Origin of the sequence: Gardnerella swidsinskii, from assembly GCF_003397705.1 — a bacterium.
Lineage (GTDB): Bacteria > Actinomycetota > Actinomycetes > Actinomycetales > Bifidobacteriaceae > Bifidobacterium > Bifidobacterium swidsinskii.
The window spans coordinates 338,489-360,738 of the sequence record NZ_QJVB01000001.1 but is presented as its reverse complement, the minus strand read 5'-3'; the positions used below and the strand labels follow the sequence as shown (position 1 = coordinate 360,738).

Genomic DNA, 22,250 nt, shown 5'->3' with positions numbered 1-22,250 from the left:
GTGGCAAAATAAAAAATTATGGTAGCAAAAAATGCGGGAATGCCCGCCACCCCAGAAGATCTAGTCGACGTCGACGCTTTGGTTGGCGCTTACTATGATGAAGTTCCAAATTCCAACATTCCAGAACAGCGCGTGATTTTCGGCACGTCCGGTCACCGTGGTTCTGCTTTAAAAACTTCGTTTAACGAAGCTCATATTGTGGCAATTACGCAAGCTATTGCTGAATATCGCAAGAAAGCTGGCGTAACTGGTCCTCTTTATATTGGTCGCGATACGCACGCTCTTTCTGAGCCTGCTCAAAAAACCGCTATTGAGGTTTTGGTTGCTAACGGAGTTCACGTTCGCGTGGATTCTCGCGGAGATTTCGTGCCAACTCCTGTTGTTTCTCAAGCTATTTTGACGCATAATCGCGCAGCCGACGGCACTCAGCGTTTTAGCGGCGACGGCTTGGCTGACGGCATTGTCGTCACTCCTTCACACAACCCACCAACCGACGGTGGTTTTAAGTACGATCCTGTAACAGGCGGCCCTGCACCTGCAGAAGTAACTAACGCAATTGCAGCTCGCGCAAACGAATTGCTCGACAATTACAAGTCCGTAAAGCGCGTACCTTTCGAGGAAGCAATCAAGTCTGATTTGGTTGAAGGCTTCGATTACCGCGAACACTACGTTAGCGATTTGGCAAACGTAATCGACTTCGACGTGATTCGTTCCAGCGGCGTGCGTTTGGGAATTGACCCACTCGGCGGCGCAAGCGTAAACTACTGGCCACTTATGAACGAAAAGTACGGCCTGAACATTGGCGTTGTGCGTCCAGAAGTTGACCCAACCTGGCGATTCATGACTATTGACCACGATGGCAAGATTCGTATGGATCCAAGCTCCCCTTACGCAATGAAGGGCTTAGTTGATCAGCTTAACGCTGGCGCTTGGGATAAGTACGATTTGGTTGGCGGCACCGATCCAGATGCTGACCGTCACGGTATTGTGTGCCCGAACTGGGGCGTTATGAACCCGAACCATTACATCGCGGTGTGCGTGGAGTACTTGTTCGGCGGTGCTCGCCCGGATTGGCCAAAGAATACTGCTATCGGCAAGACGCTTGTGTCTTCTTCCTTGATTGACCGCGTAGCTGCTTCTATTAACGCAAAGCTTGTGGAAGTTCCTGTTGGATTCAAGTGGTTCGTTGACCCACTCTTTAGCGGCGAAGTTGCTTTCGGCGGCGAGGAAAGCTCCGGCATGAGCTTCTTGCGCAAAGATGGTCGCGTGTGGACCACCGATAAGGATGGTTTGATTCCTGATTTACTCGCTGCGGAAATTACTGCAAAGACTGGCAAGAACCCAGCTCAGCTTCACCAGGATCAGGTTGCGCGCTTTGGCGAAAGCTGGTATAAGCGCGTTGATACCCCAACCACGCTTGAGCAGAAGCAGAAGTTCGCAGCTTTGAGCGGCAACGACGTGGAAGCAACCAAGCTTGCCGGCGAAGATATTACCGCAAAGCTTACAGAAGCTCCTGGAAACGGCGCAAAGATTGGTGGCTTGAAGGTGACGACGAAGAACAACTGGTTCGCTGCTCGCCCATCTGGTACCGAGAATATTTACAAGGTTTACGCAGAATCCTTCGTTTCTCCAGAAGCACTTGACAAGGTGCTTGAGGAAGCTACTGCTGTAGTCGACAAGGCTTTAGCGTAACGTAATAATCTTCCGTAAATAAAGAAATCTACTAATTGCGCTGGTTGCAATCTGCAGCCGGCGCATTTTTGAAAGGTTTTGTCATGATTGTTGTTTCAACAGACGGTTCCGCGCTCGGAAACCCAAATGGTTCAATGGGTTGGGCGTGGGCAGATCACATTGACGAGTCTGGTAGCTCTAACGAACATCATCACACAGGCAATGCAGATGCTGGAGGCGCAACTAATGGCACAAATCAAATTGGCGAATTATGCGCGGTTTTGGAAGCTTTACGAGCACATCCTGGAAGAGAGCCGCTCACAATCGAAAGTGATTCACAATACGCTATAAACTGCGCAACTACGTGGATTCACGGATGGAAAAAGAACGGTTGGAAAAACTCTAAAAATGAACCTGTTAAAAATGCCGAGCTGATTCGAGCAATCGACGCGGAAATTACTAAGCGCGAAGGCGCCGTAAAATTCGTGTGGGTTAAGGGTCATGCAGGAAACGAAGGAAACGAAAAAGTTGATACATTAGCGCGCGGATATGCGGAAGATTGCCGAAATGGTTTGAAGGACGGATACTTGCCTTTAGAAGGCTGGAAGTCGCTTCTTGCTTCTGAATATGCAAAAGGTACGAATGTGCCAAGTGATGCGAAAATGCTTTTAGACGGCAAAATTTCTCATGCAAAATACCATCTTGAACGCACAGTTGGCGAAGATATTAATCCTGATTTTTCTGCACAAAATAGTAAAAACACTAGTGATCTAACTGAATCTGCAAATGAATCAGCGCGCGAACAAGCGCGTGAAACAAAGCGTGAAACGTTAGAAAATAGCGAAAAAGATGCACTATCAATAGAAAATGAACAAGATGCACACCAGCAAGACGCACACCAGCAAGACGCTATAACTATTGTTCAAGAAGTTCCAAAAACAAAGCAAAATGTTACGCAAACTGCATCTAAACCAGTTCAAGGATTAAGTGTTTCTGGCGTGCTGCAATTTACTCCACCACCAAACACAAGCCCAAGTTTTAACGGCGAAGCGCGCTTTATTTCCGGCACAATCAACGTAAACGGCTACGTAGAACCAGACGGCACCTTGCATTTATCTCCAACCGCCTTCTACCTTTCATAGGTTACTTTGGAATTTGCTCGGCGTTGAGCTCCAAACGTAGTAGATCGCTCGCGCGGTCTAGGCGCGCTCGCTACTGAGCTTGCGTTGAAAGCACACCGTGCTTTCAACTTGAGCAAGCTCACGCTCCGAGTTGCTTTCGCGCGTTACACTTTGAGCGCGAAAGCAGGTCGTCACGCCCGCGTTTGGAGGGTGCGAGCGCCCAGCTCCGTTCAAAAAATCTGCACGCAGACTAATATGGAAATGTACGAAAACGAGGCACGCATAAAAGCATAAGCGCCTCTCCCGCAAATGCGATGGAAGTTCATCGACGAACTCGGGAATAACAAAACATAAGAAAGCAGGAATAATGGATAAAGCACAACAAGACGCGCTTAAAAAAGCAGCCGGCATTGAAGCCGCAAAGATTGTAAAGAATGGAATGATGGTTGGTCTTGGCACCGGCTCTACAGTGCGCTTCTTGGTTGACGAGCTTGGCCGCAGAGTTAAGGAAGAAGGCTTGAGCTTCACAGGAGTCACCACTTCTCGTCGCACACAAGAGCAAGCAGAAGGCTACGGCATTAAGATTCTCGACATTAACGAAGTGGATCACATTGACGTTACAATCGACGGCTCCGACGAAGTTGACAAGAATTTCAACGGAATTAAAGGCGGCGGCGCAGCTCTTCTTTGGGAAAAGATTGTGGCTATTAATTCCGATAGCATTGTGTGGATTGTTGACGCAAGCAAGGTAGTCGACACGATTGGCAAGTTCCCACTTCCTGTTGAGGTGATTCCGTTTGGATCTGCTCAGGTGATTCGTAAGTTCGAAAAGCGCGGATATAAGCCAGTTTTGCGTCTCGATGCTGACGGCAAGGAAGTACGCACTGACGAGAACAACTTTGTGGTTGATTTGCATATGGAGCGCATTGAGCATCCACAGGAGTTGGCGAAAGATTTGATTGAAACTGTTGGCGTTGTGGAACACGGCTTGTTCTTGAACATGGTTGACACTGTGATCGTCGGCGACCCTAACGGTCCTCGCACGCTTACCAACCCAAATAAGTAGCGAAACTAATCGCAACTAAATAAAACGAAAGTAGAGTCCGCAAACGCGGGCTCTATTTTTTTGTATATAAAAAAGCGCCGGAAAACCGACGCTTCAAAAAAAGTCTCACGTGCCTAAACGTTCAGACACGCATCAACGCATAGCAAGAAAATTACTTGCGCTGGTGACGAGTCTTACGCAGCAGTTTGCGGTGCTTCTTCTTGCTCATCCGCTTGCGGCGCTTCTTGATGACAGAACCCATCTGAAGCCTCCATTCCTATGTAAAGTGTGCAACTTGCCTAATGTTACACCGTTTTAACGACTTTGTGGAGTGATATTACAAAGAACATCATTTTTTTACAACAATTTACATTGGGAATCTGTGATAAAAACGCTCTACTGCTTGCTTTGCGCCGTTCACTTCAAAAACAGCGGTATCGTTCTGCCACAATGCACTAGCCTGTGATTTATCATTTTCATCATTTCGCAACACATAGCTACCGGAAGTCTTGCCAGAAACTTGAATTTTTCCACTTGCGATATCAGAACCCTTAAGTCCATCAACTAACGCCTCATACTGTTTGTTTGCAGAATCACGATTCGACCATTGAGCAACAGTTACAGACACTTCCCCATCTGGCTGACCAGTTGAGTACTTAACAGAATATTCCTCCAAAGGCGACGATTCAGTCCAAGTTGCACTAGGTATAGCGTCAACACGAGCGAAATCAAGTACGCTATCTGGCATAGCCTTAAGCAATGCCGTAGAAGATGCTGGCAAAGGTTTCGATGGTATAGAAGGCGTTTTAGGCATTACCATATGATTTTTGCTCGCAACGTTTTCGTGATTTAATGCCCAACCTGGCCACATAAATGCTGAAATTAGAGCCAAAACCACAATTACTGCAGCTGAAGTCAACACAACTAATAACTTGCTGTGTGATGAATTATTGACACTTGAGGAATTCATATTCAACGCACCCATCTTTGAAGCATTCATACTTGAAGCATTCGATTTCGACATACTTGCATTATGTCACATCGCGATGACGCTTTTAGTACGCAAAAGCGCTTTACAATCAAAAACAAATACAAAATATGATTGTCTAATAAAGCGTATAGCGTCGAGATATGGCTAGTAAATCTACTCTTCACTATTTATGTTCCGAATGCGGTTGGAGCGGCTCAAAATGGTACGGTCGCTGCCCTGAATGTGGCGAATGGGGCACAGTGAACGAGTTTAGAGAAGCGCGAGTTAGCGGATTATCTCGTACAACACGTACACCGCGCGCAACAACAGCATCGCGCGCATATTCACCAGATAGCATAACTACTTCTAATCGCAATAGCACACATTCAACTCTCGATTCAGCAACATCCGCGCAACCAATTAGCGAAATTCAAGCAGACGACGCAATGCGCATCCACACTGGTTTTAGCGAATTCGATCGCGTATTAGGCGGAGGACTTGTGCCAGGCTCCGTAACTCTTATAGCAGGAGAGCCAGGTATCGGAAAATCAACACTACTTCTAAAAACAGCAGCTTACGTATCTAAGCAATCAAAAGAAAGCAACACTCCCCCGGTATTGTATATTTCCGGCGAGGAATCAGCAGCACAAGTTAAATTGCGCGCGTCTAGAATTAACGCTGTAAACGATTATTTATTACTTGCAACAACAGGCGATCTTGACACTGTGCTGGATCTTATTGAAACGCATCACCCTACGCTTGCTATTGTCGATTCTGCGCAAACGATTTCCGCACAAGAAGTAGATGGTATTACAGGCGGTTCTACACAAGTTAGAGAAGTTGCGAGTGCACTTATCGACGTTGCTAAAGCTAACAATATTCCGATACTTTTAGTTGGGCACGTTACAAAAGATGGTTCAATAGCAGGACCGCGGACGCTTGAGCATTTAGTTGACACAGTATGTCAATTTGAAGGCGATACACAAACAGCGCTACGCATGCTAAGAGCCGTAAAGAATCGCTTTGGACCTACAGACGAAGTTGGCTGCTTCGATATGAGCGGTGAAGGAATTGAGGAAGTGCCAGATCCTTCCGGACTGTTTTTGTCTTCTACAGAAAACGATAATCAAGGTAAAAATGCGCAAGATGGCACAAACGACGGAACTTGCGTCACTTTTACACTTGAAGGACACAGAAGCCTGCCGATTGAAATACAAGCACTTGTAACGCAATCAGCCCTGCCCACTCCTCGCCGTGCAGTTTCTGGTGTTGATTCTAACCGTCTTGCAATGCTTACAGCAGTTTTGTATCGTCACGGACGCGTTAATTTGCTTGCAAAAGATTTGTACGTATCTACTATTGCAGGAGCGTTGGCAAAAGAGCCGTCTTGCGACTTAGCAATCGTAGCAGCTTTAGCTAGCGCTGCTGCCGGGAAAGCAGTAACTCCTAAAACTTGCGCAATTGGCGAAATGAGCTTAACTGGTCAAGTTCGCCCAGTGCCAAGAATAGAGCCGCGATTGCGTGAGGCTGCGCGAATAGGATATAAGCGCGCAATAGTTTGCCATATGCGGAAAAACGTTAATATTCCAGGATTAGAAATTATTGAAGTTAGCACAGTGCGAGAAGCGTTGAAAGCACTTGGGCTATAAGCTAAGCAAATGCCCAAGTGCTACTACTTTAAAGGATTTCGCTTGTGCTGCACACTGTTATAAGCGGCGTAAAAAGCTCCATAGTTTTAAGAGCTAGCTTATGATTTTCTGGCGTGCTTCCTGCACAAGCATCTTCTGCGATACGCACAGCAACGCCATTATCTGCTGCAGCTAAAGCGGTTGTTAGTACGCAACAATCTGTTGCGACTCCGCAAATTGTTATTTTGTGACATTCGCCTAATGCAGCTTTAAGCTTCGTACCCCACTTTCCAAAAGTTTCGCAAGTAACTACAGTGTGACCTTCCGCAAGTTCTGCTGTTTCTGGAGTGAAGTCATACATTGGGTCGTCAGGTTTTACGAGGAATTGTGGCCAATCTTTAAAATAGTCAACCCAAGCGTTTTCTGGCTTAAGCGGTGCTACATAGCGCGTGTAAATTACTCGATTACCATAGGCTTTTGCAAGTTTTGTAAAAGCTTCGGTTGTTGAATCGTAAGTGTGATCTGCGCACGCCCAAGTCGACCACTCACTTTCGCAAAAAACGCGCTGTCTGTCGATTACCACTAACCATTCGTCTTCTTTAATCATTTGAATATCCTTTCATACGAATATCCTTTTTCATTTTTATTTTTATTCTGCAATTTCGCTTGTCTGCAAACCTACTTCGCTTGTTGGCAAATCCGCTTCTTGCTTAGCAATATCTTTACGCTGGAAAATTAAAGAGCCAATTAAGCCGATTAGTAGCGCAACTATTACGCCCAAGTTTGCACCAGCCCAGCTACTTGATTTTCCGCCAACAAACCAAAGCAAATAACCTTGCCATGTAAGCCATTTCGCTGCAGAGTTTACGACCAAACCCCATCCAACAATCGTTCCAACGCAAAGAATTGCAAAAGCTTTAACATTCCAAGCACCGTAGAGACCTTCCGGCTTATACAAGTCCTCAGTGCAATAATCTTTTTTGCGAACAAGCACATCCGTAGTAAACATTCCAGCCCAAACAGCCATCGGCACTCCCAAAGTCGTTAAGAAGCCTTGGAATGGTCCAATAAATGTGTCGGAGAAGAACGTGACATAAACAACGCCAAGAGTAGTTAGAACTGCAGTAATAATTGCTGCAACAGTTCTAGGAATACGTATTCCAAAAGATAGCAACGCAAGACCGTTTGAATAATTGTCCATAATTGCTCCAGACATAAGTCCTAGAACCGCTACAATCGTGTACGGAATCAAATACCACGCTGGCAAGATTGCAGCAATTGCTCCAATCGGGTCGTTTCCAACGTTTTGAGCTAATTCCATATTAGAAGCTGCGAGTAGAAGACCGTAGAAAATTAGGAACACGTTTGCAATTGACGCTCCAAAAGTAGTCCAAAAAACGATTCCGCTATTTGAAAATTTTCTAGGCAAGTATCTAGAGTAATCAGCCGCAACATTAACCCAGCCTATGCCGAAGCCAGTCATAACGAAGAAGCAGCAACCGAGCATTGCAGGAAGAGATCCGTTTGGAATTTGACCAATCGCAGCAAAGTTTATGTGTCCCCAACCTAGTACGAAGAATCCAAGAGTGATTATTCCCGTTACAATTGTTATAACTTGCTGGCACTTCATAATTAAGTCGTAGCCGTAAATTCCAACAATTACAATTAATCCAACTACGATGATTGTGCTCACGATTTTAACACTCGTACCACTACCCCAGCCGATCTTTTCTGCTGCTGTTGCCATTGCAAGAACGGCAGTTATTGCTAGAGAAATCTCCCATCCGAGCGTTGCAATCCAACTTAGTGCTGCTGGAATGTTTGCTCCACGTACGCCGAACGTGGCGCGAGTCAATACCATTGTTGGAGCGTTTCCGCGTTTGCCGGCTATTGAGATTACCCCAACCAGCAAGAATGATACGATTACGCCGATTATTGTCATTAATGTTGCTTGCCAGAAGGATATTGCAAAACCTAATGCCCACGCTCCATACGACATTGCAAATACTTAAATATTTGCTGCAAACCACGGCCAGAATAAGCTTACCGGCGTTCCTTTACGCTCGCTTTCACTGATTGTGTCTATGCCTTGTTCCTCAATACTTAAGGAATGTTGACTCGACGAGTCTGTGGCTTGTTGAGTTTTAGATTCTCCTACTTGAGATTTACTCATTTTTCACCTAGCTTCTTTTTATATTGATTTTGTTTTATAGATTTGTGGATAATTTAAGAAAATCCATTAAATGTTGGTGTTAATAAACATTTGTTTTAATAAAATCTTCTATCTCCTTTTTTGTAGGACACGTTGCAGGTCCATATTTTGTGACAGCAATAGCAGCTGCAGCATTCGCGCATAAAACAGCCTGCTCAAGTGTCATTTTGTAGCCTATACAAGCCGCAAGTACGCCAGTATGCGCATCGCCAGCTCCATTCGTATCTACTGCTTTTACTTGGAATCCTTTAATATGCTCGGCTTCTTTACCTAAATCACACACCCAAGCTCCGTGAGATCCTGCATGAACGATGAGGGGAGCTCTTAGCGCACGCTGTAAACGCTCAATCTTTCGTTTTGTAAGTTGATTATTTGTTTCGTCATTAAAGTTTTTGCTATCAGCATCTTTGCTTTCGTCAGCATCTTCGCTGCAATCATCTTCGATTTCGCCATTTCCCCAAGCGTTAAGCCTTTTTGCTAAAATCTCAGCTTCTCTAGCATTACACAACCAAATTGGCGCGTAGTCAATCAAAGCTTTTAAATCTTCATCTAAAATATTTACAATCATTGGCGACGCATCAAAAATCGCTGTAAACCGGCGCTTGTGTTTATCAAAAGAACTCTCTAAAGCACTACTACTTAAACCGCACAAACCGCATGTTCTTAACATAAACCGCAAAAGCGCGCGCTTTATAGGACTCACAAACGTATATCCACTAATGTACACAACATCTTGCGGATTTGGGTTTACTAATTCAAAAGCATGCTCGTCACCACTAGTTTCTGCACCTTTAGTAGATATAAAAGTTCGCTCTGCGTTTTTATCCGTAAGAGCTATGCAAAATCCTGAATCAAGCATGGAATTTTTTGTGCCAATATGCGAAATATGCGCTTCGTTTAAAGCTTTAGAAATAATATTTGCAAAATCGCCTTCACCCAAAACGCCAGCCCATTGCGCTTTAGCTCCCATTTGACTTGCAGCAAATAGCATGTTGTAACTTGCACCAGCGCTCATACTATAAGAGTTTGCAAATATGTCTTCACCAGGCTTAGGAACAGAGCTAACTTTCATAGTTACATCTACGATAATTTGGCCGAGTGATATTATTCTAGGCGCAATCAAACTCGCTTTATTGCTCAAGTTTAGGTTTGATTCACGCATTGTAATCGCCTCTGAAAGCTATTGCGCAGTATTTTCTCTAATTAGACACAAATCATACACTGTCTTTTCTACATCATAGCAGTGTTCAATTCGCAAATTCTCTAAAACGCGTTCTCGTATTTTTTCATCGAACACTTGCAACCCATACTGTGAGCCCAACATCGCAGAACACATTGCAGCAATCGTATCGGTATCTCCGCCAATCGATGCTGCAAAACACGCAGCTTTGGTTGGTTCATTTGCAAAGCGAGTTGCAATTGCGAAAGCTGCAGCTACGGATTCATTAGCTTCAACACTTGTACCACAATCATTTTGCAACATTTCAGCAAAATCATCGTCACTTGCAGATAAGCAACTCAACTCCTCAGCTTTTTTAGTGAAAAATTCGACCCTACTTATAACGCTTGCTTTTGCGCTCCAATTACCATATTTTGGAAGCGATTTTACGAATTTTATTGCTTCTTTAAGCGGATTTTCACAACCTTCAATACCTAAACTTACTGCCACAGCAACGAGTGTTGTAGATTCAATTCCTTGAGTCGTATTGTGAGTAATTAAGCATGATTTTCTGGCTGCCTTAGCAAGCGATTCACCTGGTTTGAAAGCAATGCCAATTGGTGTCGCGCGCATTGCACCACCATTAGTTGTGCCAAATTTGCCTGTTTCTTCAGGACTTACTCCATTTACAAGCGCTTTTAAAGCTGACTTAGTTGACGGTCCTAACAAATCCAAAGAACCTTTTTCGCGCATTACATCTTCCCAATCTAGAAGATTTTGCGCATACTTGTTGTTGTCAATATTGCCATTATCTGCGATTATGCGTTCAGCAAGTAAAAAAGCTTGCTCCGTATCATCTGTTACAGAACCTGCTTTCATATTTGGCGCGATTGGCTGCTGACTTACAGCATCCATTAACCTTGTAATTGGACCGCCATAAAAACGGCGTATGCTTTGAGCACTCATACTCTGAGTTGGCATTCCAAGCGCATCGCCTATAGCAAGACCAACAATAGCTCCAAACGCGCGATTATATGTTTCACTTTGCTCAAGATTGATTGATGCGTTTATCATAAGTATATTTTATGCTTTAGCAAACACAATTTTAAAAGCATTTGGACTATAAGCTAAACGCAGCTAGCAAAAATAATCGCAACTAAAAACCACTAAGCGCAAATATCAAAATCAGACTTCAGCTTCAGCATCTGTAATCTCGCGCACTTGCTCAACATTAGCTTTGAGCATATCTTTTAGCGCGTCAACTGAGTCAAAAGCCTGTTGCGGACGCAAGAAACTAGCAAACTCAATGCAAACGCGATGCCCGTACAAGTCTTTCCAATCGTCGAACAATCCGTAAGCTTCAACAGTGCGCTCTGCATCTTCTTCGCCATCTTTATTAAATGTTGGCTTAGTTCCAATAGAAATCGCAGCAGGCCAACGCCACGGAGAATGAACGCCTAAATGAAGCTCATCACGACGCAAAACACTCACATCTGGAACAGCATTTTTCGATGGTCTGACATCGTTCTTATTGTCAGCATCTAAATCAACAACCCAGCCTGCATACACGCCATCAACTGGCACATAGCCTTCAATTTTTTCGCCAAGATTTACTGTTGGGAATCCAATCTCGCGCCCACGCTCGTCTCCATGAACTACTGTTCCTTCAACGCGATGCGGCTGATCCAAAATTTCACGCGCTTCTTTGACTCGACCAGTAGCCAACATCCAGCGCACATTTGTAGAACTCCAAGCACGCACTTTCTTATTTGGCATGCTCTTACTCCAAGCACGATATTCAGCTTTATTCATGCCCTCAGAAGGATCTTTAGGGTCTCCAGGCTCCTGTGGAACCTCACGAACAATAGGATCAGGCACGCGAACGTCGTCTGGACCCAAATCCTCTACTTCAATAAGCTCAAAAACTCCAGTTGCCTGAGACAACTCGCGAATTGCTTTAATATCACCAGCACAACGAGCACCAAGTGCAGCATCAGAGCCAAGAACTAATGCTCGCATACCAAGCTTTCCAACGAGCTGACCTAAGAAGAAACGGTACGATTTTGCAGCAAAAGCAAGGCTGTAGCGCACAATCACAACATGATCAACATCCAACTGTGACATCACACGCAAACGTTGACGCACGCTTGTAAGAGCATCCGGATCGTCCGGAAGTTTAGAATTAACATCGCCAAAATCATCGTATAAATCAGGATTAGCATGCACTACGCTTGGACGCGGGTCAAACATGATCACTACTGAAAACGCTCCATGACGATGCGCAAGATCCACAGTACGACGAATAACCTCGCGATGCCCTTTGTGCATACCGTCGAATACGCCAATGGTAACAACCGCTTTACGCTCCGCACTTAACGTTGGCCAATTAATCATGCCGTTGGCATCTGGTCGAATGTCGATGACCTTCATGATATCCTTACTATCCGCGTTCAAGCATTACTCAAGCAAACTACGCAAATTACGCAATTCGTTATTTTAAATACTTATCTAGTTTACCAGTCTTCTCGCTTGCCGGAAATACCACAATTGGTTTGATTTGATTACTTTTTATATTTTTTGTCAATTCAACTACTGCAACAACGTCACATTCCGCAGTATTTGCGTTTGGAACGTACGCTATTGCAGGATAATTTTCGTAATTTATGGCAGATTTAAGCTCAATCCAGCGTCCAAAACGCAAGTCTTTAGCTTGATTTTCATCAATGCTTAAAGTTGGAAGCGAATGCGAAGCTGCATCCATCATATTTAAGCAAATTTTAGGAAGCATATTATTTGCGTCAAAATCGTCACCAGGAACTGCTTTTGAGCGATGCTGCAATACTCCATTGCGATCAGTAAATTCTCGCATTTGAGCGCGGAGTTTAAGAACACGCGAATCAGTAACTGAAAAATCACCAACGCTCGTGCGACGAAGCTGAGTAAGATGCCCACCAACTCCCAGTAAGCGACCTAAATCGCGAGCTAAAGCGCGAATATATGTTCCACTACTGCAAGAAACTTTTGCGGATATATCGCATACGAGTTTCCCACTCACTCCCCTAGTAATTCGAGGATTACTTACTGAAAAATCACTAACAAATATCTCTCGAGGAGCAATCTCTACTGATTTTCCTTCGCGCGCTAAATCATAAGCTCGTTGACCATTAATTTTAATAGCAGAAAAAGCAGTAGGAGCTTGCATAATTTTGCCTACTAAATTTTCGCTAACAACTTGCTTAATTCGCTCAAAAGACAGTGACTTTTCAAAAGACGTGTCATCATTATCGACATGAACCCCCGGACCTATATTTAATGCATTATCCGGAAGAATCTCACCTTCTGCGTCATCAGTAGTAGTTGCTTCTCCCAAGCGGATTACTGCTTCATAGGTTTTATTGTGCCCCAACATATAATTTAAAAGTCGCGTTGCATTGCCAAAACCTATGATTAGCAATCCTGTTGCCATAGGATCAAGCGTTCCTGCGTGCCCAACTCGCTTTGTATGCAACAAATGACGAGCGCATGCAACAATATCGTGACTTGTAACGCCCTGAGGCTTATCTACAAGCAGTAACCCTGAATCTGGTATGCACATAAGTTAAATCTAGCTACTATACGATTCACATTGAGTTTGCTTTGAGATTTAATTGTTGTCAGACGATTCAGACGTGCCTTCAAAGTCGTCGCTTTCAAAGTCATCGCCCTCTTCGAAATCATCGTCGTCGAAATTATCATCGTCAAAGTCATCGTCAGATTCTTCAACTTCGCGCGGCTTCTTATACGGATCGACATCGCCAGCATACTTAGCATTTTCACGCAACTTAGCTAATTCTTCATCACGATGACGAGCTGCAACAAGAATATCCTCAATTTCGTGCGCTTCAGATGGCACTTCGTCATAAATAAATTGCAATTGGGGAGTCAAACGCAATCCAGCTTTTGCACCGACCAAAGAGCGCAGTCGACCGTGAGCCTGCTGCAAAGCTTGTGCTGCACGCTGACGCTCACCCTGCTCTTTACCTTCGTGACCAAGTTGCGTCCAGTAAACCTTTGCAATTTGCAAATCGTTCGTAACGCGCACTTCCGTAATAGTCACACTCGCCAAACGCTTATCATGCAAATGCGATTCCATATTAGAAGCGATTACGCGCTGAATTAATGCTGCAATACGTGCAGCTCTAGGATTCGTTCCTGCCATAATTACTTGCGCTCAATCTGCTTCATTTCAAAGGTTTCGATTATATCGCCAAGCTCAATGTCATTGAAGCTGCCGAGATTAATACCAGCTTCGTAACCTTCGCTAACGGATTGCACGTCATCCTTAAACCTACGCAAGCTGGAAATCTCCAGGTCGTTGACTGTAGCAACGCCGTCGCGCAAAATACGGCACTTCGTACCGCGCTTGACTTCGCCATCTTGAACCATAACACCAGCAATATTGCCGAACTTGGAAGAACGGAAGATTTCGCGAATTTCGGAATGCGAAGTAACAACTTCTTCGAATTCTGGCTTAAGCATACCCTTCAAAGCAGCTTCGATATCTTCGATTGCCTTGTAAATAACTGAGTAGTACTTAACTTCCACGCCTTCGCGGTCTGCCAAATCAGCAACTTGACGGTTTGGACGCACGTTGAAGCCAATAATCACAGCCTTATCGACAGTTGCCAAGTTCACATCATTCTGAGTAATTGCACCAACACCGCGGTGAATAACCTGGATGCCAACTTCCTCAGAGACCTCAATCTTCATCAAGGAATCTTCCAAAGCTTCAACAGAACCAGAAGAATCGCCCTTAATAACGATGTTCAGCATGTCAACTTCAGACTTAGCGAACTGTTCCTTAAGGCTTTCAAGAGACACAACCTTGCGGCGCTTAGCAAGCTGAGCTGCACGCTCTGTAGCTGCACGCTTTTCAGCAATTTGACGAGCAGAACGGTCGTCCGAAGTAACCAAGAACAAGTCGCCAGCGGTTGGAACAGAAGTTAAACCAAGCACCTGAACAGGAGTGGAAGGAGCCGCATCCTGCAAATGCTTGCCGTTCTCGTCAAGCATAGCGCGCACACGGCCATAAGAAGTGCCAGCAACAATAGAATCACCAATGTGAAGAGTACCTTGCTGCACAAGAACAGTAGCAACAGCACCACGACCCTTATCGAGTCGAGCTTCGATAGTTGCACCGCGAGCATCCATATTTGGATTTGCCTTAGGATCAAGCTCAGCGTCAGCAGTCAACAACACAGCTTCAAGAAGCTTATTGACGTTAGTGCCCTGCTTTGCAGAAATATCCACAAACATGGTGTCGCCGCCGTATTCTTCAGCAACTAAACCGTATTCTGTAAGCTGACCGCGAACCTTTTCAGGATTAGCACCTTCAACATCAATCTTGTTCACAGCCACAACAATTGGCACATGAGCAGCTTGAGCGTGGTTAATAGCTTCAACAGTCTGAGGCATTACGCCGTCGTCTGCTGCAACAACAAGAATTGCAACGTCTGTAAGCTCAGCACCGCGAGCACGCATAGCAGTAAACGCTTCGTGACCTGGAGTATCGAGGAACGTAATCTTACGAGGTTTTCCTTCAAGATTTACAGTTACTTGATAAGCACCGATACGCTGAGTAATGCCACCTGCTTCGCGATCGATAACATTCGACTTACGGATGGTATCAAGCAAGCGAGTTTTACCGTGATCGACGTGACCCATAACAGTAACAACAGGCGGACGAGATTGCAAATCGTCATCTTCTTGCAGCTCTTCTTCGTCCAAATCGATGTCAAACTGCTGCAAAAGCTCTTTATCTTCTTCTTCAGCAGAAACAATGCTAATATTCCAGCCGATTTCTTCACCCAAAATTTGGAATGTTGATTCATCCAAAGATTGTGTAGATGTTGCCATTTCTCCCAAGTGGAAGAGCACAGTTACCAAAGCTGCTGGATTTACATCAATCTTTTCCGCCAAATCAGAAAGAGTTGCGCCTTGACGCAAGCGAATCGTAGCGCCGTTACCAGAAGGAATACGCACGCCGCCAATCACTGGTGCTTTAAGCTCTTCGTATTCACGACGTTTCGCTAAACGATTCTTACGAGCCTTAGAAGATTTACCACCTTGACGACCGAATGCGCCTGCAGCTCCTGCACGACCTCGACCACCGCCACGCGATGGACCACCATTAGGTGCGCCTGCTGCAGCAGCCTGGAAGCTAGCTCCTTGAGATGCAAAACGAGATTCTGCAGATGGGCGAGAAGATGCACCAGAGCCAGCACCTGCGCCACCTTGACCACGACGCTGACCCGACCACTGCGATGAGCGTGCGCCACCTTGACCAGAGCGACCACCACGCGAGCGGCCACCGCGTTCTGCACGTTCACCACGCGAACCTTGAGGTCCAGAGCCAGCTTGACCTGGACGACCACCGCGGCCATTTTCAGCACCAGGACGAGACATCGGATGAGGACGTGGAATATCTCCAGGTGTAGGAGCACGCATACCTTGCTTACGGCTAAACGGATTATTACCAGGACGTGGAGCAGATGCGCCTGCACCTTGTGCATTCTGGTGCGGACGAGGGCGAGGAGGCATCTGTGAACGATCTGAGTGAGATTGACCTTGAGCTTGCTGTCGCGATTCGCCGCGATTATCACGATTATCATTGCGACGATCATTTTTTCTATTTTCGCCGGCAGCAGCATTAGAACGCGAAGTATTGTTTGAACGAGTATGATTTGCACCCGGCTTTGGAACAAAATGAGAAGCTGTGTTGTGCACAGGCTGGTTAGCAGAAGAGCCAGCTACAGAATCACTGTGTGACGAATCTTTAGCTTGAGGTTTAGCCTGCGGCTTAGCTTGAGACTTAGCTTTTGGCGCAGCAGGCTTACTTGCACTAGATGCCTTTTCGGACTTATTTCCGTCAGATGCTAACGCTGTTTGCAAACGACGAACTACTGGAGCCTCAACTGTTGAAGAAGCAGACTTAACAAATTCGCCCATGCTCTTCAAACGCTCCAACACGGTTTTACTGTCTACACCAAATTCTTTGGCCAGTTCATACACGCGCTTTTTAACCACTCAGTGTTCTCCTCTGTCTGTGGCAGCGCTAGTACACGCGACCACTTTACATTATTGCGAGCTTATTATTTATTATCGTGCGATATATCATCGTGCGACCATGATCTTATACCTCGTCTCCCGCCGGACGATGGCGATTGCCTTTCGCCCAGATTCCAGCTTTTAGCATACTCGAAACGTTGGATTGACTCGAGTGTCGCTAAATGCCACGCGAGAGACTACTTTATTTGCACACCACTAACAAAATAAACAATCAAGAAGTGCTAAACATTGCGGAAATATCAATCTAAAAATATTTAGCACTTCTCAATTAACAATCTATTCAGCAGCAGATGCGTTATTATTCAAATCAGCTGAAGCAGGCTGAGCATTTTGTGCTTGAGCTGCAGCAACCTTCTTAGCATGCTCTTCCGCAGACTCAATACCAATCTTCCAACCAGTCAACTTTGCAGCCAAACGAGCGTTCTGACCTTCTTTACCAATAGCAAGAGAAAGCTGAGCATCATGAATAAAAGCAACTGCAGTTTGATTCTTTTCACTCACTACTTGCACTTGTGTAGCAGTAGCAGGCGAAAGAGCAGCAGCAACAAACTTTGCTGGATCAGACGACCAATCGACAATATCAATTTTCTCTTGACCCAAGTTTTCCATTACAGCACGCACGCGTGAACCGCCAGGACCAATTAAAGCACCCTTTGGATTCACACCTTCAGTATTAGCTCTAACAGCAATCTTTGTGCGAGCTCCGGCTTCACGTGCAATCGACATAATAGAAACTGCTCCAGAAACAAGTTCCGGCACTTCTCGCTCAAAAAGACGACGAACTAATTCAGGATGTGAACGTGAAACAACAATTTCCGGACCACGCAGACCACGAGCAACATTTACAACATATACGCGAATACGCTCACCATGGCGGTAACGTTCACCTGGAACCTGCTCGCGACGCGGCAAAATAGCTTCAACGTCTCCAACAGCAACGTGAATGTTAGTACTATCTTTTGCGTCTTGTTGAATAATGCCGTTAATAAGCTTTCCTTTTTGACCAGAAAACGCACCAAACACGCGATCATCTTCAGCTTTACGGAAAATTTGACTAATAACTTGACGAGCCGTTGCAGCAGCTAAACGACCAAAATCATGAGGAGTATCGTCATACTCCTCTCCCAGCGTTGGAGCTGGATACGGGTTATCTTCAGTAGGTTTACCAGGAATTTCATCCCTAGCCCACACAGTGAACGAACCTGCACGTTCGTCCAATTCAACTCGCACATGCTTTGCAGGATGAGCGGTTTTCATATACGCAAGACGCAAGGCCTCGGCGAGCGCCTCGTCCAGCTCCTCGGCATTAATCCCCTGCTGTGCCGCAAGCTGATGCATTCCCGCCAAATCCAATTCCATCGCGCACGTCCTCTCGTTATAACGCATTAATTTATGATTATTAATTGTAACTATTAAAGCACACTTATTTTTTCTTCTAACGACAGTTAGCTTTAATTGTTGCAGACTTAGAACAAATACCAAATTAATAAATCGATATTGGTCACAGTCAGTGGCTATTTTAGTAGATTATGCAGACACTTTATGTTTTGTTAAATGACATGCGCAAACAAGTAAAACGCAGTATTGCCAGAGCACTCGTGCTTCTTATATGCGTTTTAATATCTCCACTGCTAACAGCCTGTGGAACATTACAAAACATTCACGTCGAGCATACAGTTCACACAGCAGCTCCAGAAAATGCATGTGCTAAAGCATACAGACTTGCGCAAAAAAAGCAGCGCGAAATCAAAAAGAACCAAAACAACACATCCATTAAGAATTTTGAAACCGCAGCAAAATATTGGAAAACTGTCGCTCAGCAATGCCCAGGAAGATTAAGTGAAAGCATTATATACAGCACGCAAGCTCAATGGGAAATGCTTTCGAAGAAAAATAGTAACGAAAATTCAAATAATGTAAGCAATAAAAGCGGAAACGAAAGCTCAGAAAATACAAAAACTACAACAGCGCAACAAATGGAGCACGATTCATACGCGAATCTTATAGAAGTAATAAATCATTACAAAAACTTCAAATGGACACATCAACCCTTAGCTCAAGCTGCAGAAGCTGAAGACAAACTTGCTTTTATTTTACAAACACTAGCAGCGAGAAAAGAGCAAAATATAACATTGGAATACAGCGATATGGCGTCGACAAACGCTCAAACTCTTATGCGAGTTGCAGGAGAAGGAACAGACTTGCGCAAAAAAGTTTACGATATTCCTCAAGAGGCGTTAGAAAGCGGAAAAACACATGATTCAGCAAGCGGAAAAGATCTGTCGATTACCGCTATAGCTTATATGGATTGCGCTAGAGAAGAGCTAGCTGCTTTTAATCAAATAATAACTATTACGTCAAAAAATAATAATGCATCCGAGAATAACGTTACTACAAAAAGCGATGATAACGATTCTGTAATACGCGCTCAACAAACTCTTAAAAATGCAACTGTGCAATTAATCACATCTAGACTGCTAAGAGCTTATGAACTTGGGTATCCTACTGATACGAAGCTTATTTTGAAGTAAAACTTAACCTTGGGGCTTTTAGCCTATAGGGCATTCCCTTTTACACACAAAATAGGACTTAACCACAAACGCGAGATAAGTTGCGCACGTTTGAAGCAATTTCCAAAACAAAACGCTCCAAACACGAGGAGACTCTATCACAAATGGAGTGTCACACAACCTCAAACACTCCAAACGCGAGAGAAAGTTCGCACGGATTACAATCGCTTACGAAGTTCGGCGAATTAAAAAAGCCTAAAGCAATTTTACATGCTTTAGGCTTGGTTAATTCGCGGATGAAGCGAGATTCGAACTCGCGGAGGATTTTACCCTCACACGCTTTCGAGGCGTGCTCCTTAGACCGCTCGGACATTCATCCACTTACGATTCGCGCAACAAAATCGCGCGCAAACGCAACTTTTCAATTGTAAACCATGGCGCGAATATAAATTTATGGCGAGTTGAAACGCTATAACTCAGCAGAATCACGGCGAGCGCGAATCTTTTCAGCGCGAGAAGCAAGCTCCTCATCAGGAGGATAAGCTACATATTCCAATGTCAATCCATGAGGATCAATTGGACCCGTCGAGCCTTCACGAAGAGGAACATTGATCTTTTCCTCAAACCAATCAAAAGAACGCTTCCCACAACCAATTTGCACACAAGCTTGCACAAGAGAACGCACCATATTGTGCGCAAAAGCATCAGCGACAATAGTAAATTCAAGCAAACCCTGCTCAACAGGCGGCACGCATCCAGTTTTAAGCTTAACGCGCACGTCATTAGCACGCGTTCCCACGCGTTCCCAACAGACACTTTTTACATCGCGAATAGTAGTGCCTCCAGGATTAGGGCGCGCAAAAGATCCAAAATCGTGAAGGCCAATCATAAGCCTCGCAGCCTGGTTCATTGCATCAACATCCAAAACATCATCAAGTTTCAAAACAAAACCGCGCATACGAGGGTCATAATCACAATAATCAGAAGCGTCGCAAATACGATACACATACGTGCGCTCTAACGCAGAAAAGCGTGCATCAAAACCAATGGGCGCAACGCTAACCTTATGCAACGAAATATCTTGTGGCAAAACATGCTTAAGCCTGTACTCGAGCGCGCAAACACCGTCCAATCCGGTATGACCTACGCATCGCAATAAAGTTTCTTCACAAACATCAAGATGACAAACCTGATGCGATGCATGCACGCCCGTATCCGTACGACCAGCAACAGTAAGACGCAACGATTCAGTAGGATCATTTTTCGGAACGCGCAAAACCATATGCAATGCTGCTTCAATATCACCTTGAACAGTGCGCAAAACCGGCTGCTTAGCCCAACCATAAAATCCGCCGCCGTCATAAGCCAAATCCAAGCGAAGTCGCATTTAAAAAACCTTCCATTCGTCGTAACTAAATAATTCCGCAATTAAATTCCGTTTACAGTTGCTTCCGCTTAGTATTACTTTCCATCTACAGTTACTCATAAAGCTTGCTTCACCACAGTTACTTCACGCCTACGCCAGCAACAGCAGCAATAATTCCGCGTATAAGCTCATAAGACTTCGCATCCAAGTGCGTTGCCATTCCAAGTAATTTTGGCACAAGCTCAGACCAATGAGAACCCAATAAATCAAAAGTAGGATAACCTAAACTCGACAAAACGTTATACACACTATCAATCCTGCGTTTTCGTTCCTCAACAGGCAAATCAAACATCCAAGAATTCATAGCTTTTGCGATTGCAGCAGCGCGAGCAGTAACTTCATCTCGATAGTCAAAATCACCATCCTCAACATGCCAATACATGCCAAAATGTTGCATTAAACCAACAGAATCAGCCCTAGCTACTTTATATGGCAATCCATTATCCATAAGAAGCCCAATAATCGAAGATTGCGGCACAACTTTCTCTATTCGACTTGCCACGCACGAAAAAACGCTAGTATCTACTACATCATTTGCAAAACCCGGCCCATCCATTGAATAAATTTTAGATACAAGATTGCCAAGTTTTTCATTTTCCGCATCCAATCGCATAGTAGCATAGGACGCCATATTCCCACCTTTTGAATGACCTGTGACAATAATATTCGGGCTGTTATTGCGCTTGTTATTATTATCGCGCTTATTATTGTTATCGCGCTTATTATTGTTATCGCAATTGTCACGCTTCGAATTAGTTGATTTTGCGAAAAACGAGGAAATTTTTTGTAATAAACTAGCTTTTTTTGCAATATATTTACTATATCTTTGTGTTACAGAAATTAAATATTCTGCTGCTGACTCCTGAGCTGGAATTGGGCAGCGAAAGGCCATATTAAAATCTTCTTTCCACCCAACAAGCGTATTATCAGTTCCTCTAAAAGCAACAACAATAGTATTCGGATTATCAATTCCTTCACAAGAACTAAGGTCAAAAGTAACACCAGCAAACTGCTGTTCACAAGATTCATGAGCATTCGATTTATCAAATCGTTCAAGAATTTCGCCTACTTTAATACCTCTGTAGCGCGGATTAGCTGCAACTGCAAAAAGTAACTCTTGACGAAACTTATCAACCTTAGCTACTCCAGAAGAAAACATCGACGAAAAATCTTCAAAACGTAGCAGATCGTAAATAGGCGTAGTCGAAATAACTTTTGACTCACTGTTATATAGCGGAATAGATTTTGGCATATTTATGTATGAAAGCTCACACAAAATCAAAGCATCAACAGAATTAAAACTTCTTTGAGCAAAAGTACGAAAATCGCTTCTTACTTGATCCAAAATATTCGGCATAACTTAATAATAATACAAACAAAAAACGAGCCGAGGAAATCCTC

General features: G+C 44.4%; 18 protein-coding genes, 1 tRNA gene and 2 pseudogenes. 5 read left to right on the top strand and 16 right to left on the bottom strand.

Annotated elements, in window-relative coordinates:
• Window positions 1-18: 18 nt before the first annotated feature.
• The 3 genes from pgm to rpiA all read left to right on the top strand — a co-directional run bounded on the left by pgm (window position 19) and on the right by rpiA (window position 3,858).
• Window positions 19-1,692, top strand: coding sequence for a phosphoglucomutase (alpha-D-glucose-1,6-bisphosphate-dependent) (gene pgm / locus D0T18_RS01720; RefSeq protein WP_004112076.1), 1,674 nt, complete (start codon window positions 19-21; stop codon window positions 1,690-1,692).
• Between the two features lie 35 nt (window positions 1,693-1,727).
• Window positions 1,728-2,813 carry a ribonuclease H family protein gene (locus D0T18_RS01715; RefSeq protein WP_012913842.1) on the top strand — a complete coding sequence of 362 codons (1,086 nt, stop codon included), beginning with the start codon at window positions 1,728-1,730 and terminating at the stop codon, window positions 2,811-2,813.
• A 346-nt stretch (window positions 2,814-3,159) separates the two neighbouring features.
• Entirely contained in the window at window positions 3,160-3,858 is a 699-nt protein-coding gene (gene rpiA, locus D0T18_RS01705; RefSeq protein WP_116440352.1) for a ribose-5-phosphate isomerase RpiA, read from the top strand.
• Window positions 3,859-4,009: 151 nt separating this feature from the next.
• On the opposite strand, the gene D0T18_RS01700 is transcribed toward rpiA, so the two are convergent.
• Both D0T18_RS01700 and D0T18_RS01695 read right to left on the bottom strand, forming a co-directional pair.
• Complete coding sequence (locus tag D0T18_RS01700) at window positions 4,010-4,099, bottom strand: 30S ribosomal protein bS22 (RefSeq protein ID WP_004268639.1); 90 nt, start codon at window positions 4,097-4,099, stop codon at window positions 4,010-4,012.
• 105 nt (window positions 4,100-4,204) lie between these two features.
• Window positions 4,205-4,861: a hypothetical protein gene (locus D0T18_RS01695; protein ID WP_004109607.1), complete on the bottom strand. Its 657-nt coding sequence runs from the start codon at window positions 4,859-4,861 to the stop codon at window positions 4,205-4,207.
• 107 nt (window positions 4,862-4,968) lie between these two features.
• Between D0T18_RS01695 and radA the strand changes: the two genes are divergently transcribed.
• A complete protein-coding gene (gene radA / locus D0T18_RS01690; RefSeq protein WP_116440351.1) occupies window positions 4,969-6,456 on the top strand; it encodes a DNA repair protein RadA in 1,488 nt (495 codons plus the stop codon).
• Between the two features lie 28 nt (window positions 6,457-6,484).
• On the opposite strand, the gene D0T18_RS01685 is transcribed toward radA, so the two are convergent.
• The 11 genes and pseudogenes from D0T18_RS01685 to nusA all read right to left on the bottom strand — a co-directional run bounded on the left by D0T18_RS01685 (window position 6,485) and on the right by nusA (window position 18,272).
• Window positions 6,485-7,042 carry a cysteine hydrolase family protein gene (locus D0T18_RS01685; RefSeq protein ID WP_064621690.1) on the bottom strand — a complete coding sequence of 186 codons (558 nt, stop codon included), beginning with the start codon at window positions 7,040-7,042 and terminating at the stop codon, window positions 6,485-6,487.
• A 42-nt stretch (window positions 7,043-7,084) separates the two neighbouring features.
• Window positions 7,085-8,434, bottom strand: a complete 1,350-nt coding sequence (locus tag D0T18_RS01680) for a purine-cytosine permease family protein (protein WP_240318269.1) — start codon at window positions 8,432-8,434, stop codon at window positions 7,085-7,087.
• 9 nt (window positions 8,435-8,443) lie between these two features.
• Window positions 8,444-8,608 (bottom strand): hypothetical protein, encoded by a 165-nt coding sequence (locus D0T18_RS06910; protein ID WP_240318268.1) that lies wholly within the window; start codon window positions 8,606-8,608, stop codon window positions 8,444-8,446.
• A gap of 79 nt (window positions 8,609-8,687) precedes the next feature.
• Window positions 8,688-9,809: a PfkB family carbohydrate kinase gene (locus tag D0T18_RS01675; RefSeq protein ID WP_116440350.1), complete on the bottom strand. Its 1,122-nt coding sequence runs from the start codon at window positions 9,807-9,809 to the stop codon at window positions 8,688-8,690.
• Window positions 9,810-9,827: 18 nt separating this feature from the next.
• Window positions 9,828-10,880, bottom strand: coding sequence for an ADP-ribosylglycohydrolase family protein (locus D0T18_RS01670; RefSeq protein ID WP_116440349.1), 1,053 nt, complete (start codon window positions 10,878-10,880; stop codon window positions 9,828-9,830).
• Between the two features lie 111 nt (window positions 10,881-10,991).
• Entirely contained in the window at window positions 10,992-12,236 is a 1,245-nt protein-coding gene (ribF, locus tag D0T18_RS01665) for a bifunctional riboflavin kinase/FMN adenylyltransferase (RefSeq protein ID WP_162861115.1), read from the bottom strand.
• Between the two features lie 61 nt (window positions 12,237-12,297).
• Window positions 12,298-13,401 (bottom strand): tRNA pseudouridine(55) synthase TruB, encoded by a 1,104-nt coding sequence (truB, locus tag D0T18_RS01660; protein WP_102703349.1) that lies wholly within the window; start codon window positions 13,399-13,401, stop codon window positions 12,298-12,300.
• A gap of 48 nt (window positions 13,402-13,449) precedes the next feature.
• The gene (gene rbfA, locus D0T18_RS01655; protein WP_076002622.1) at window positions 13,450-14,004 is read right to left on the bottom strand and encodes a 30S ribosome-binding factor RbfA; all 555 of its coding nucleotides are present in this window, start codon (window positions 14,002-14,004) and stop codon (window positions 13,450-13,452) included.
• Between the two features lie 2 nt (window positions 14,005-14,006).
• Window positions 14,007-16,547, bottom strand: a pseudogene (gene infB / locus D0T18_RS01650) (translation initiation factor IF-2); the annotation flags it as partial.
• 176 nt (window positions 16,548-16,723) lie between these two features.
• A pseudogene (locus D0T18_RS07020) lies at window positions 16,724-16,871 on the bottom strand (translation initiation factor IF-2 N-terminal domain-containing protein); the annotation flags it as partial.
• A 318-nt stretch (window positions 16,872-17,189) separates the two neighbouring features.
• Window positions 17,190-18,272, bottom strand: coding sequence for a transcription termination factor NusA (gene nusA, locus D0T18_RS01640; protein WP_116440348.1), 1,083 nt, complete (start codon window positions 18,270-18,272; stop codon window positions 17,190-17,192).
• Window positions 18,273-18,442: 170 nt separating this feature from the next.
• On the opposite strand from nusA, the gene D0T18_RS01635 reads away from it, so the two are divergent.
• Window positions 18,443-19,444, top strand: a complete 1,002-nt coding sequence (locus D0T18_RS01635) for a hypothetical protein (RefSeq protein ID WP_102703347.1) — start codon at window positions 18,443-18,445, stop codon at window positions 19,442-19,444.
• A 272-nt stretch (window positions 19,445-19,716) separates the two neighbouring features.
• Here D0T18_RS01635 and D0T18_RS01630 read toward each other — a convergent pair.
• The 3 genes from D0T18_RS01630 to D0T18_RS01620 form a co-directional block, all read right to left on the bottom strand.
• A tRNA-Ser gene (locus D0T18_RS01630) sits at window positions 19,717-19,802 on the bottom strand.
• Window positions 19,803-19,892: 90 nt separating this feature from the next.
• Window positions 19,893-20,810, bottom strand: a complete 918-nt coding sequence (locus tag D0T18_RS01625; protein WP_004109639.1) for a tRNA pseudouridine synthase A — start codon at window positions 20,808-20,810, stop codon at window positions 19,893-19,895.
• Between the two features lie 118 nt (window positions 20,811-20,928).
• The gene (locus D0T18_RS01620; RefSeq protein ID WP_116440347.1) at window positions 20,929-22,206 is read right to left on the bottom strand and encodes an Mbeg1-like protein; all 1,278 of its coding nucleotides are present in this window, start codon (window positions 22,204-22,206) and stop codon (window positions 20,929-20,931) included.
• Between the last annotated feature and the right edge of the window lie 44 nt (window positions 22,207-22,250).

Bases quoted from the DNA above. Each gene is read 5' to 3' on its own strand.
- pgm (WP_004112076.1), top strand. From the start codon at position 19: ATGGTAGCAAAAAATGCGGGAATGCCCGCCACCCCAGAAGATCTAGTC.
- rpiA (WP_116440352.1), top strand. From the start codon at position 3,160: ATGGATAAAGCACAACAAGACGCGCTTAAAAAAGCAGCCGGCATTGAA.
- D0T18_RS01700 (WP_004268639.1), bottom strand. From the start codon at position 4,099: ATGGGTTCTGTCATCAAGAAGCGCCGCAAGCGGATGAGCAAGAAGAAG.
- D0T18_RS01695 (WP_004109607.1), bottom strand. From the start codon at position 4,861: ATGTCGAAATCGAATGCTTCAAGTATGAATGCTTCAAAGATGGGTGCG.
- radA (WP_116440351.1), top strand. From the start codon at position 4,969: ATGGCTAGTAAATCTACTCTTCACTATTTATGTTCCGAATGCGGTTGG.
- D0T18_RS01685 (WP_064621690.1), bottom strand. From the start codon at position 7,042: ATGATTAAAGAAGACGAATGGTTAGTGGTAATCGACAGACAGCGCGTT.
- D0T18_RS01680 (WP_240318269.1), bottom strand. From the start codon at position 8,434: ATGTCGTATGGAGCGTGGGCATTAGGTTTTGCAATATCCTTCTGGCAA.
- D0T18_RS06910 (WP_240318268.1), bottom strand. From the start codon at position 8,608: ATGAGTAAATCTCAAGTAGGAGAATCTAAAACTCAACAAGCCACAGAC.
- D0T18_RS01675 (WP_116440350.1), bottom strand. From the start codon at position 9,809: ATGCGTGAATCAAACCTAAACTTGAGCAATAAAGCGAGTTTGATTGCG.
- D0T18_RS01670 (WP_116440349.1), bottom strand. From the start codon at position 10,880: ATGATAAACGCATCAATCAATCTTGAGCAAAGTGAAACATATAATCGC.
- ribF (WP_162861115.1), bottom strand. From the start codon at position 12,236: ATGAAGGTCATCGACATTCGACCAGATGCCAACGGCATGATTAATTGG.
- truB (WP_102703349.1), bottom strand. From the start codon at position 13,401: ATGTGCATACCAGATTCAGGGTTACTGCTTGTAGATAAGCCTCAGGGC.
- rbfA (WP_076002622.1), bottom strand. From the start codon at position 14,004: ATGGCAGGAACGAATCCTAGAGCTGCACGTATTGCAGCATTAATTCAG.
- nusA (WP_116440348.1), bottom strand. From the start codon at position 18,272: ATGGAATTGGATTTGGCGGGAATGCATCAGCTTGCGGCACAGCAGGGG.
- D0T18_RS01635 (WP_102703347.1), top strand. From the start codon at position 18,443: ATGCAGACACTTTATGTTTTGTTAAATGACATGCGCAAACAAGTAAAA.
- D0T18_RS01625 (WP_004109639.1), bottom strand. From the start codon at position 20,810: ATGCGACTTCGCTTGGATTTGGCTTATGACGGCGGCGGATTTTATGGT.
- D0T18_RS01620 (WP_116440347.1), bottom strand. From the start codon at position 22,206: ATGCCGAATATTTTGGATCAAGTAAGAAGCGATTTTCGTACTTTTGCT.